Here is a 12816-nt window from a genome sequence, read left to right on the forward strand (position 1 = left end):
TATAGTTTGTTTAGTTGTTTTACGTGCAAAAACAGACATTATTTCCTGCATAATGTTTGTAAATAAATATTGTATTTATTTTGTAAACTTCCTGTAATAAACTACATTTATTTACAAATGTATACAGAGGGTGTCTTATGAAAAAGATTCCGGGAGCATGTTGGATTATTTCAGCCATCTTGATGGTCTTGTCTGCGGCATCGTTTGCTGCAGAATCAAATGAGGTCATCCTACAGTTGGATAATGTGACGGATGGCTATTATATCAATTTGCCATCCTTTGGAACGCAAACATTAAATGTTTCCGCTGGAGTGACCACGTTTAGTGTTTATGATGATGGTGGCAAGGATGATGAATACTCAAGTGGTGTGATAGGTTGCCTTGTTATAAATGCTCCTGCAAAGAAGTTGCTGAAGTTAACGGGAGCAATGGACGCTAATCAAGATTATGCCTATTTGGCTGTATATGAAGGCAATAGTACGAGCAGCTCTTATTCTTTTTATGAAACCGGATACTTTTCTGATATAACCCAGGCTGACAGCTACGACATTGGTGCTGTTTCTGTTATGACGATTTGTTTTGAATCGACTGATGATGCTTATGGTAGTTACGGTCTGGATTTGATGGTTACGGTAATAAATGGTAATGCAGTAGAGGTTAAGACGGCCACGGGTGGAAAAATTGAGGTTGGCAGTGGTGTTGCTGTAAATGGTTCGACTGTGACTGTGACCGCGACTCCAAGTGCTGGTTATGTTTTTGCGGGTTTGAATATTACTGATTTAGAAGATGGGACTGTAGCGGCAACGGCAACTGTCGTTGGCAATAAGGCGACATTCACCATGCCGAACAAGGACGTTAATGTAGAACCGGTCTTTAGTGCGGTGACTTATGGTAGTAATGGATGTCTTTCTGGTGATGTATATTTCCATTTAGACTGTGACGATTCCGGAAGTAATCCTGCATGTGAGTTGTCTCAAATTAGTACGGATTCTCCTTCTTCGGATGATTACCACTGCTGGTATCGAACGGATGGCACCAATAGTGAAGGAGTATGGGTTGCGTTGAAAGCTTATTCGAATGTAGAACTGTCGCTGGCTTCGAATTTGGATCTGGGTGGCTATGACGGTTCTGTTTGCCGAATGACTTTTCGTCCTATAAGTATAGCTTCGCTTGAAGGAAATGGTAAGATCATTGATGGGCTCTGTTTTGTAACGTCAGGTAATGCGGGTTTTGTGTCCGAATTAAATGGTTATAATCGGTCGTATTCTAATGTGGTTTTTACAAATGCGTATGTTGAAGGTGCCAAGGCGGGAGTTTTGGCTCCTGCTTCGTCGCAAGGAGTCGATGTTTCCAAAGTGACTGTTGATGGGGCTACGGTTATTGGAGATGATGCGGGAGGTGTTGTTGGCGATTTTTATGGATTTCAGGCTAACTATGCATCGGTATCGGAAATCATTGTTAAGAATATTTCTGTAATAGCAAGTAGTGCAGGTGGTGCTTTAGCTGCATGTGGAGATGTTGTATTTAATGGAAACTCGTTTGAATTTTCAAATAATACGATTCAGGCAGCGTCCACTGCGACGGGAATTGTGAATTTGGGTGGCGTGATGGGCTCGTATGGTAATGACAATAGTAGTAGGATATCGACTTTTTCTCTTACAGGAACAACGATTAAAAATGAATCAAGTGCTTCGCTTGCCAATATGGGTGGCCTATTTGGTTATTTCCCTGATATAGGGGCGTATCTTATGGGGTCTGCCGTTCTTAATATATCGGAATCAAGCTTTGAAGGAACGATTTCGGGTGGCCATAATGTTGGAGGCTTGATAGGAAAGGCTGCTGTCTCGAGCTCCAATTTGAATATATCAAATACTTATTCAGTGGGAGATCTTATTGGCTCAGGCGAGGTGAATCGTGATACGCTGGGGTATATCGTTGGCAATGTATATTATAATGGATCCCCTGTTACTGTAAGAGGAACGATAACGAATAATTATCATTTTGGTTCCGACGCCGTAAAACTTGGTATCGGAAGTTATACCGAAAGTAATTGGCTTAAGGGTTCTGACTATGTTTATGGCAATGTGCGTAATGCGGGAAGCAATTTTACTGCAAACGGAGAACTTAGCTTATATACTTATACAACTGGTTGCGGGGGAGTCTCGTACATTGATTTCTTCGCTCCAGGAAGCTTTGTGGATTTGTATGAACCCCAAAATCCTGTTAGGAACGGTATTGCTGCTGATGATGATATGAAATCTGACAAGTTTGCGGCCTTGTTGAATAAGAATACCGAGTACGAATATACTTGGTCTAGAGTAACGGGAAAAAATGGTGGTTTGCCTATATTGTCTGGAACAAATAACAACTATGTTATTTTAGTGTATTTGGATAATGGTTTGAACTTTTCAACGACAGAATTGTCAACGTATGGCTTTCGTGAATATCATTATGAATACTGTGCTGATGGCGGAAATAATGGATGGCCGACGTATGCAATGGTTGGTTTTACAAATGAAAATGGTCAACTCAGTAAGGGCTTTGTTGATAGTGTAAATGCAGTCATTGAGGGAATGGCAAATGACGAGCATAATCCACGCTTTTTGAGTTTGGTGGATGCTGATAATCCTCGGTCACGTATAAAGCTTTCTGTTGAAAGTGCTTTTGGCAGAGGTGATAATTTGAAGCTCAAAACCGCCTTTAAATTCAATGTGGTTTATCAATATTGCGATGATGATCCTAGTGTTGCTGCAACTACTTGTGAAAATATTGAAGATGTCAATGATAAAACCTTTATATTTATGTCTCCGAGAGTAAATTATTTTATGACGGATTTTTCTCTTGAGAATACAATCGTCCCGATGCTTTCTATTTTGAATGATCCCGTTGAATTGCAATATAATGTTGAATATCAGGATGCTAGTGGCAATTCAGTCAATGTTGGCCATACCAATGATGGTTTATCAGGCTTTCGCTTGGCATCTAGCATTATTGACGACAGTTACAGTAATGTTGCTGATGTAAAGAATATTGTTCTGAAATATTGGCCGAATGGACAGCCCGGTAGTCAGTCAATAATCGTTAAGAATCCGAGTGCTGCAAAATTCTATGTTACGATGGCTAGTGATGCTGTAGACGGTGCGACGCATGAGGTTGTAAGTAAAGTATCGACTATAAATGGAAATGGTGTTGCGGATGAAGTATCTGTGCCGTATTCTAGGTATCTTAAGGCGACGGATTTTGTTTGCAAGACTGGTTATGCTTGCGATACTTATGCTGTTTCGTTCAGCGTAACAGAGCGAACTTCCTGTACAGATGCGCAACCTAGTGTAATACCTCCCAATTATGTTGAAAATAATAATTTTGCTACGGTAGACGAAATCCTTTCGAGCGTTGATGGTGGATGTATAAAGGCAACCTGGGTTGTTGAAGGGTTGCAGCCTGGCGCTGAAGTCGATTTGGTGAATGTGCTGCTGGCTGATTTGACAAAAAATAAAGCTGCAAATCCTTTTGATGAAATGGAAATTGCCGTTACGCCGAAATTTGAACTTATTACCTATAACGTGACCTTTGATATCGGGGGTACGGAGCAAATTACAGATGGCAGTATCCCTGATATCCAGGATTATGAAATTTACGTTGAAGATAATTTAAATGCTCCGATATCCTATAATTTAGAAGCGCAAACAAAGGCTTTGCCGATGCTTTATGCGGTAACTCAGAATTATAGCGATGCAAATACTACAGCGGGAAAAATGTATTCATCCGTATGGACGACTAAATCTGACAAAGCTCGCTGTGTTTTGGGAAAAGGTGATTGTGCTGATTATGCATCTTCTTACAATCAGTTTAGTGCTAGCTTGCTTGAAAGTGTGGGCGATGACATTAAACAGGTTGAAGGAGAAGATCCGGCTTTGGAATTGTACCCTGTATGGGCGGCTGGTTCCGCAAATCCTGTGAGCCATGTGGTTGTAGATTGCGATGGAGACCTGGCTTGTAAAGATGGTGATGTGTTTACGTTGGTGCTGACTCAGATCGTTTCAATGGGAGGTAAAGAGTATGTATTTGAACATCGCAGCGCGCGTGGTGCAGATGACTTGGGCGGACCTTCCATCCCTCTTCCGCAAGGTGCTGGTGGTGAATTTAAATTTGCGATTTCCGCTCATGTTAAAGCGGGTTATAGTATAGATAATGATGGTTATTATTTTGAAGACAACAACTCGAAATCGTACGATAAAGAACCGTTTGTTTATAAATCCCCTTCGCAGGACCCTGTTAAAATTTATTATAAGGGCTGGAGTTATTCTTTGAACGAATACACTGTGAACTTTGATTTGCAATCGCTAACATATGCGGTTCTCGGTAAGAACTGGAACGCTTCCAAAGAAAATATGGATGTATCTTCAGACCATCATGAGCTTTCGCGAGTGTATGTGATGGATGATGCAAATCCTCTGTCGCCGGATTTTGGTAAGGCTGATTGGACCCCTGTGTTAGATGAGAACGATCCGAATTATTTCGTCGATAACGAATTGACATCAGATTTGTTGTCTCATGTGAATCCTTTGACTTCTGAATTTACGTTGTATCCAAAGGTTACTGGGCGCCCCCTTGGAACGGGAAAAATTGTTGTAAAGGAGTATGATGAATATGGAAACCTCTTGCCTGATGCATCCAGTTATCATGGAAATGTAGTTCTTAAACAAAAAGTCAGTGACGAAGAAGACGCCCAGACTTTTAAACAGACGTCTAGTGCGTGTGATATTGATTTGATTGACACGGATGGAAATGTAACAGGATCTGAAAATGTTCATTGCCTTTATATTCCAAACGTGGACGATACATTGACATTTGAGGTTTCTTTTGAGCCGAAGAAAGGTTATGCCATAAAGTCGATTGATGCAGCATTCTTGTGGCAGGATCCGACTGGCGGGGATCCGGAGGAAAAGGCTGGTTTTGGCTTTAAGGCGACGGATACGGACACGACATTGGTCATTAACCCGAGTACAATGGCTAGGCCGGGCATGTATATCAATGTTATGTATATCTCTAAGGCGTATCGCTTGGCGTTTAACGAAAACGTGGGCAGTTCAGAAGCCAAGGCGTTTGTCGGTACACAGGGCGGCTTGATTCACGATTGGCATGTGGATGAGCTTTCTGTTGATAGCGATGGCAACTGGGAACCCTACATAACTTACTTTGACACAGATGACAACAAAACCTTCCCAAAGATATATTATCGTGTGGGTTATTGCTCTGACGGCTATACGTTTGACCCTGACGATGCTACGAATGGCGTCTATACGGAGCTGGATAATGACTTTATAAAGAAATACAATGAACTGGGTAAGACCGGAGAAATCGTTCTGTATGCTCATTGGAAAAGTTGCGATAACAAGTACTATACGGTGACTTCGCCTGACTTGAAGTATGGAACGATGTCTTTGCTGCGCCATTCTGATTCCTACTATTTGAATATGAATAGTGAACGTGAATATCCGATTACTGCAGGGGGCTTGAAGATCCCGTATGTCAAGAATGCGAACAATGAAGCCTTGGACGTATTCTTTGACGAATTTAGGTTTGAAGGAAAAGGCGATTATGACCAGCTTTATTTTGGAAAACTGGATTTCCTGTACTATCGTGCTAAAGGCTCTGATTCCTGGGTTAGCGTAGAGAAAGATTCTGACGAAAAAATCGAAAAATATGGTTTGAATAATGCTTCCGTTTATGACTACTTCGAGGTGAATGCGGACATGGAAGTGAGTGTCCGCTTTGGCAAGCACTTCCTTGCAAATGCTTCGAATGACGAAGTCTTCTTTGGCCCTAATTGGGTTTGGGACGGCCTCTATGGAATTGGAGATGTCGTTGACGATAAAGCCTTCTCTGCAGTTCCAGATGTTGGACGTGCTGGTGCTTGCGTGGTTGGCTGGGGCGAACCGATAAAAGATGCTGATTATTTAGTTTTGTTCGATGATATCGATGCTATGATTGATGCTTCCGCTTTCTATGCAATATGGAACGACACTAAACTTGGTGGAACTGTGGGTGCGCATCTTTCGTTTAATCCGATGGATCCTAACTTGTTGCAGCAAATTGGCTGTGATACGACGACGTACACGATAATATCTACCCTGAAACAGGATGAGCCGATGCTGATTCTGACGCAGACGGTTGGCGATTCTGTATTTAGTCACTGGGTGGGAGAATCGGGACTCAAGGTTCCTGCATATCTGAAAAATATGAAGTTCAGTGCTGACGTTGAGCATTTTGACAATTACGCTGCCAAGGCAATCTATGTGATGGATACTCAAGGCAATGTTCTCGATACGGTTGCTCCTGGTGAACCTTTTGAAATTAAGGGTAATACGGTCATTAAGGTTGATTTGGGTAAAGGCGATGGTTCCTCTATTCATGTTTCTCTCAATGAAAATTCGGATGACCCAATCTACTTTGGCAATGACTGGACCGATGAAATTTCTTACGAAGGCGGCGATTCTGTGGTGCTTCCGACAATCGTCTACAATGCAGAAAAGTGCCTTGCCGGTTGGGCTATCGATCCGACCTCTGAAGAGTTGCTCAAGGTACTCGATAAGGACTTGTTTGACGAGTTGCAGGCAAAGAGCCGGGCGACTGGCGTTGCTCTCCCGGATTTGCTGTATGCCAAGTGGACCACGAATCTTGACAGCTGCGCCGGAGACTTTATGAAACTGGCTGTGGAACAGGAAAATGGAAGCGTCTGGTTTGCTGAAAGCGATAAGGACAAGACCGTCGAACGTCGCTTTACCGAAGATGGCACCATGTTCGTTCCTATGGAATTGAACGGCCGCAACTTTAGGGTGCGGGCAATGGGTGCGGATACCTCTGTTTATGTTTTGGATTCCTTGGTGGTGCTGCGTGATGGCAAAACCGATACGGTGCTCCACGAAGGCGACTACATGCCGGAGATTTTGGACAATGTGACGCTCAAGGCTTACTTTGGCTGGAAAAACAAGACGGATGTCGCATTCGTGAAAAAGCACTTGACGCCTAGCGGCAGCATGTTCCAGTTGAGCTTTACGGCAAGTAACTTTGAAGTAAGACGCCGTGTTTCTGCCAGAGTGAAGGTTCTTGATGAAGTCAGCGGTTCGGTGGTGATTAATACCGCATTAGGCGATTCTATCGAGATGGGCTTCAAGAAAGACTTCGTTTTCCGTATGGACAAGCCGGGTGATTACAAGTTGATTTTGACGCTTAAGGATAAAACGGATTCCATTGTGGAGTATAAAGAACGATTCTCTGTAAGCCCTGTAATTTCTTCCATTGCGGTGGATAGCTGGCAGATGCTGTCGCTTTCGGCGGTGGATATGTCTTCGATTACGTGGGATGGTGATCAGATATTCTACTGGTGGGATGAACATGGTACGGGTGAATTCTGGCAGTATAGACAATTGACCAAGGACGATTCGCTGGTTGGCACTCGCGGCGTGTGGTATAATTCGCTGGAGGGGCGCCCGCTTCCGTTGAATTTCGATGTCAAGGACGAAGGTGAAGACTTTGTCTGGAAAATGGACCGCGTAAACTCGGGTTGGAACATGGTTGCAAATCCTCATGGCTGGTCTGTGAACCTGTTCGCAAACAACCCGGATGCAATCAAGGACGTAGACGAAGAATCTGAAATTATATTCTGGAGCTGGAATGCTGAGACTGGTGGATATGATCCGGTGCTTAAGGATATTGGCCCGTACGAAGCTGTGTGGGCTCAGGTTTCCAAGAAAACCAAATGGAAGGTATCTGCGGCGCCGGTGTTCAATACTACAACCAAGGCTGCAGAAAAGGCTAGAACTCTTGCGCGGGCTAAGACTAAAGAACGCTGGACCTTGCAGGCAAAGCTGGCTGACAAGAATGGCAAGCAGGACTATTGGAACGTTCTGGGTGCCGGCTTGAATCCGGTCGCTGCTGACAAACCGCCTGAAGGCATGGGTGACCATGTGAACTTGATGATCGTCGAAGGTAAGCGCGCCTTGGCGAAGTCCATTAAGGAAGCTTCCGACGAAATGGAATGGACCATTGCCCTGTCGGCATCTAGCGACCGCATTGGTTACCTGACCCTTGACGGTATCGATGGCGTGAAGGCTTATGGCTACCGCGTGTTCGTGACGGTAGACGGCAACACCACCGAAATGCAGGATGGCGTTCCGCTGACGGTTTATCTGAAGTCTGCGGCAAAGACTGCGACGGTGCGGGTAGCGCCTTCTGCAAAGGTTGTTGCGGAGAATACGCTTAAGGGCCTGCGCATGGCAAGGCTCGGAAACCGCTTGCAGGTGTCTTTCGATGCTTCCGGCCTTGCCGGCACCAATGCCCGTGTCGATATTCTGGACATGAAGGGTCACGTGATGTCTACGGTCACCGCCAAGACGCTGGAAGGTTCCAACGCATTGGTGCTGGACGCTCCGCAGTCCGGCCTGTACATGCTCCGCGTCCGCGCAGGCTCCGAACAGCAGGTCAAGAAAGTGCTGGTGCGGTAAACGGCTTCAGCAAATTATGGAATTAAGCCATAAAAAAATCCCTGTTTTCAGGGATTTTTTGTTGAAAAGGTGTATTATAATTCTATCAGGATGCCTGCTTGTACGTAGGCGTAACCTTTGCCTTCGTGGTCGAGGAACTGGTAGCCGCCCATCAGCATGATGGACGAGTAATCGCCATTCTTGATATCGAAACCGCCACCGGCTCGCCAGAACATCTGGTGGTTAGAGCCGAACAGGTATCCCCAATCGCCCGTAGCCACGGGGAGTGTGCGGCTGCCGATCGGCAAGCGAATCCAGACGCTGCCCGAAACGGGAATCAGGCTCACGTTGTCAATTTCCTGGTAGCCCGTGCCGATGCCGAAAAAGAGCATCTGGTCAATAGGATACCACAAGTGACTGTAAACGTTCAGGTTGAATGTTCCGATGTCGCTTACGTGGTTTACCACGCCGCCCTGCACATCCATGGTGAATGCGTTTGCCGGCACTGCGGCAAGTGCTAAGGCGGACAGAATGGCAGAGAAGATCTTTTTCATATCACGAACTAAAATATAAAACTTATTCGTCACTGCGGGCTTCGCGGGCCCAGCCACCGCTCTTTTCGGGCTTGAAGGCCATGAAGAAACCTTTAAGCATGGCGTAGTTCATCGAAAGGAAGTAGTAGCCGCTGGGTACAATCTTGAGCATGGCCACCAGCAGTGAAAGCACCATGACGCCAAAGAAAATTTGGTAGAAGAGTCCGCTGGTGAGTAGGCAGGCGTTGGCCGCGAACAAGAGAATCAAGATGTGCGGAGAGAACCAGCGCAAAATCTTGTGGGAGAAGAACAGGTAAGCAAGCAACGGGTGCAGTGGATTCAACAGAGGCAGGTAAGAGAACAGGAAGTTGAAATTCGCACGGCCGATACGCACCTTGCGGCGGAATTCACCGCTAGATTCCTTGGAAGTCTGTTCGGTACCGATAGCGCTTGTAACGAAGGTGCAGTAATAGCCCTTTTCAAGAACCTTGGTGGTTACGAAGAAGTCGTCCATGACGCTCTTCTTGACCGGCAGTTCCGTGTACAGTTCGCGACGGATGGCATAGAGGGCACCGTTGCCGCCAATGAGCATGTCCAGCACCCCTTCGAATTTCTTGATTTCGGATTCCAGATCCCAGTAAGAACTTTCGCCGCGACCCAGGGTAGAGCCACTCTTGTCAGACAGAATCAGGTGACCGCAGGCGCAACCGATTTTCTTGTCTTGGAAGGGAATCACCAGCTTGCGCACCACGTTGGGGAAGAACATGGTGTTGGCATCGCAGAACAAAAGAATTTCGTTTTTCGCAATCTTGTTCAGGCGGTTCAGCATGGCGGCCTTGCCGGCGTTCTTCGGGGCCTTTACCAGCGTGATTCCCTGGGATTCGTAGCGGGACACGATTTCTGCGGTCTTGTCGGCAGAGCCGTCGTCGCCAATCAAGACTTCCAGCTTGTCCTTGGGGTAATCGAGTTCTAGAATATTCTGAATCTTGCGTTCAATGACGGCCTCTTCGTTGTAGGCCGAAATCAGGATCGATACCGTCGGGAGTTCGAAGTTGCCTTGCTTTTGCGACTTGCGACGCTTAAAGATTTCGCTTACGAAAGGGAGCGTCATGGGGAACAGCAGGTAGCAATGCACCAGCAAAAAAATCATCACCCAAAAGACGATTTGGGCGTAAAAAAGGAATTGTTCGTTCATCGGGATATCCACTCCTTTTCTTTTTCAAGGAATTGATACAGCATGTATCGCAGTTCTTGCGGCGACATGGAATCGGTAACCGTAAGAATGCTCATTCCCTTGGGAGCCACAAGCACAAAGGCGGGGAGTGCGTGCAATTCCCATACATCAAAATAGCAGCGCTGCACCGTATTCTTTTGACCGTCGCACATGATGGTGTCTTGAGAATCGGCGTCGAGCTTGACCGCATAAAAACGGGTGTTCAGTAAAGAGGCAACTGTCGGGTCGCTATAGACGTTTGCGTCCATAATGCGGCACGGCACGCACCAGTCAGCATAAAGGTCCACAAAAATAAGTTTCGGGCCTTTCTGTGCCTTTTCGAGAGCGTCCTTGTAGCTCATCCAATGGACGGTAGACTTGCGCGGTTCCTTTTGGGCGGGGACCGTAGAAGCCGCGGGCGCCGCAAACGATACCGAGCATAAACCCAGGACCAGGAACAACAACGTCGCCTTCGACGACATCAGATTTGCAAAAGCTTTTATCAACGTACACCTCCTTTATGCGCGGGCATTTGAGGCATTACCTTTCGACTGGGCGAGACATTTACAGGAGGCTTTTTTGCTGCAGAGGTGTCTGCGTTAACGGCTGTTTCGGGCGGAGGTGCCAACAGCGAATCGAGACGGGCATTAACGGCTTTTTGGAAAGGCACCCACTGGCGTTCGTCATTTAAGATGTCGTCTGTCTTTGCAAGGAATTTTTCGCGGGTGTAGCCCGCCGCCTTCAAGGCGTCTTGGCGCACCAGGCGACCCATTGGCGAATCCTTGCCATAGGTCATGTCGATAACGCGCAATTCTACAAACAGGTCTACGAACTTCTGGTCGACTGAGGCTTCGCGTGCGCAGCCGACTAGAAGAACAAAAAGAACGCAAAGGAGATGCCGGGGCAAGCCCGGCATGATATGATTAGGGGCTTTGCACCCGTTACTGTTCCTTTTCTTCCAAAGCATTTTCGAAAAGGCCTTCGACGTATTCGGCTTTGCTAAACGGAACCAGCTGGTCGATGCGTTCGCCCATGCCGATCCAGCGGATAGGAATCTGCAGCGAGCTTGCAATCGAAAGCACTGCGCCGCCACGGGCCGTTCCGTCGAGCTTGGTCACGATCAGGCCGGTGAGCGGGAAACTCTGGTTGAAAATCTTCGTCTGGTTGATGGTGTTCTGTCCGGTGTTGCCGTCAATCACGAGCCACATGTCGTGAGGCATGTCCGGGCTTACCTTCTTGATGACGCGAACGATCTTCTTGAGTTCTTCCATCAAGTAGTCTTTGTTATGCAGACGGCCGGCGGTATCTATAAGTACCACGTCGCAGCCGCGGGCCACTGCCGCATTGCAGGCGTCAAAGGCTACTGCAGCAGGGTCGGAGCCTTCCTGGTGTTTCACGAATTCGGCACCGCTGCGCTCTGCCCAGGTTTCAAGCTGGTCGATAGCTGCGGCACGGAACGTATCGCAGGCGGCAATCATCACCTTCTTGCCTTCGTCCTTGAGGCGGGCGGCAAGCTTACCGATTGTCGTCGTTTTACCGGCTCCGTTCACGCCAATCACAAGCACCACATGGGGCTTGCCCTTGAGTTCGAACGGCGGAGGATCCTTGAGCAGGCGTTCCGCTTCGCTACGCATAATGTCAAGCACCTGTTCAGTCGTAAGCGACTTGCCCAAAGCCTGTTCGCGAAGGGCGTCCGTCAAAAGGAAGGCTGCTTCAACGCCCACATCGGCCTTGATCAAATGTTCTTCCAGTTCTTCAAGAGTGTCGTCTGTAATTTTGCCTGCGCCGACAATACCCTTCAATTCGCCCATCAAGGCGTCGCGGGTCTTGGCAAGGCCACTCTTAATGGCAGAAAAAAGTCCCATTAGAAAACTTCCGTTTTGTTAAACCAGGCTTTCGACCTTATCGACCAGGCCGTAGGCCTTGGCTTCTTCGGCGCTCATGAAGTTGTCGCGTTCGGTATCGCGGTCAATTTCTTCCATGGTGTGGCCAGACGTTTCGGCAAGGATTTTACCCGTAATGTTGCGGATACGGAGCATCTCTTCAGCCTGAATCTGGATATCGCTTGCAGGAGCAACAATTTCACCGTGAATGAGCGGCTGGTGAATCATGATGCGAGCGTTGGGCCATGCATAGCGCTTGCCCTTGGCACCAGAAGTCAAAAGTACGGCGCCCATGGAGGCAGCCTGACCGCAGCAAATCGTGACCACATCACTCTGGATAGCATTCATGCAGTCATAAATGGCCAGGCCACTGGAAATCACGCCACCCGGGCTGTTGATGAAGAAATAGATGTCTTCGTGGGAGAGCGAATCCAGGTACAAAAGTTCCTTCACAATGCGTTCGGCGCTTTCGTCATCGACACCGCCCCACAGGAAAATCTTACGCTTGGAGGCAAGGTATTCTTCAGCCTTCTTCATGATCTCGGAAGGCGCATTTTCTTTCTTGTCTTTGCAGTCTGCCATAATAAATCCTTTTGTTCAAGTATAATTTAGAAAATTCAATATCTTATCGTCTTTCAACGCCAAATTGTAAAAGGGTGATAACTGCAAAGCGCGAGCATATTTTTTTCGTTTTTATGTTC

At 46.8% G+C, this 12816-nt stretch carries 7 protein-coding genes; 1 reads left to right on the forward strand and 6 read right to left on the reverse strand.

All coding sequences use genetic code 11. The features are described 5' to 3' along the window. Nucleotides 1-137 precede the first annotated feature (137 nt). Nucleotides 138-8507, forward strand: coding sequence for a T9SS type A sorting domain-containing protein (locus ACJMNB_RS00280; RefSeq protein ID WP_405337626.1), 8370 nt, complete (start codon nt 138-140; stop codon nt 8505-8507). A gap of 74 nt (nt 8508-8581) precedes the next feature. Here ACJMNB_RS00280 and ACJMNB_RS00285 read toward each other — a convergent pair whose 3' ends face one another. From ACJMNB_RS00285 to ACJMNB_RS00310, 6 genes are read right to left on the reverse strand one after another with little or no spacing between them, the layout of a single operon-like run. Continuing rightward, nucleotides 8582-9040 carry a hypothetical protein gene (locus ACJMNB_RS00285; protein ID WP_405337629.1) on the reverse strand — a complete coding sequence of 153 codons (459 nt, stop codon included), beginning with the start codon at nt 9038-9040 and terminating at the stop codon, nt 8582-8584. 22 nt (nt 9041-9062) lie between these two features. Continuing rightward, nucleotides 9063-10214, reverse strand: a complete 1152-nt coding sequence (locus ACJMNB_RS00290; protein WP_405337632.1) for a glycosyltransferase family 2 protein — start codon at nt 10212-10214, stop codon at nt 9063-9065. Next, on the reverse strand, nt 10211-10738 hold the full coding sequence (locus ACJMNB_RS00295) for a thioredoxin family protein (protein WP_405337635.1): 528 nt from the start codon (nt 10736-10738) through the stop codon (nt 10211-10213). The genes ACJMNB_RS00290 and ACJMNB_RS00295 overlap by 4 nt, the downstream gene beginning before the upstream one ends. Continuing rightward, entirely contained in the window at nt 10735-11139 is a 405-nt protein-coding gene (locus ACJMNB_RS00300; RefSeq protein WP_405337638.1) for a hypothetical protein, read from the reverse strand. The genes ACJMNB_RS00295 and ACJMNB_RS00300 overlap by 4 nt, the downstream gene beginning before the upstream one ends. A 34-nt stretch (nt 11140-11173) precedes the next feature. Next, a complete protein-coding gene (gene ftsY, locus ACJMNB_RS00305) occupies nt 11174-12097 on the reverse strand; it encodes a signal recognition particle-docking protein FtsY (RefSeq protein ID WP_405337641.1) in 924 nt (307 codons plus the stop codon). Between the two features lie 18 nt (nt 12098-12115). Next, nucleotides 12116-12697: an ATP-dependent Clp protease proteolytic subunit gene (locus tag ACJMNB_RS00310; RefSeq protein ID WP_405337644.1), complete on the reverse strand. Its 582-nt coding sequence runs from the start codon at nt 12695-12697 to the stop codon at nt 12116-12118. Between the last annotated feature and the right edge of the window lie 119 nt (nt 12698-12816).

The sequence above is a fragment of the Fibrobacter sp. genome (assembly GCF_045131395.1).
In the GTDB taxonomy this organism is placed as follows: domain Bacteria; phylum Fibrobacterota; class Fibrobacteria; order Fibrobacterales; family Fibrobacteraceae; genus Fibrobacter.

What these genes read in the sequence shown, in the direction of transcription:
- ACJMNB_RS00280 (WP_405337626.1), top strand. Translation starts at nt 138, where the DNA reads ATGAAAAAGATTCCGGGAGCATGTTGGATTATTTCAGCCATCTTGATG.
- ACJMNB_RS00285 (WP_405337629.1), bottom strand. Translation starts at nt 9,040, where the DNA reads ATGAAAAAGATCTTCTCTGCCATTCTGTCCGCCTTAGCACTTGCCGCA.
- ACJMNB_RS00290 (WP_405337632.1), bottom strand. Translation starts at nt 10,214, where the DNA reads ATGAACGAACAATTCCTTTTTTACGCCCAAATCGTCTTTTGGGTGATG.
- ftsY (WP_405337641.1), bottom strand. Translation starts at nt 12,097, where the DNA reads ATGGGACTTTTTTCTGCCATTAAGAGTGGCCTTGCCAAGACCCGCGAC.
- ACJMNB_RS00310 (WP_405337644.1), bottom strand. Translation starts at nt 12,697, where the DNA reads ATGGCAGACTGCAAAGACAAGAAAGAAAATGCGCCTTCCGAGATCATG.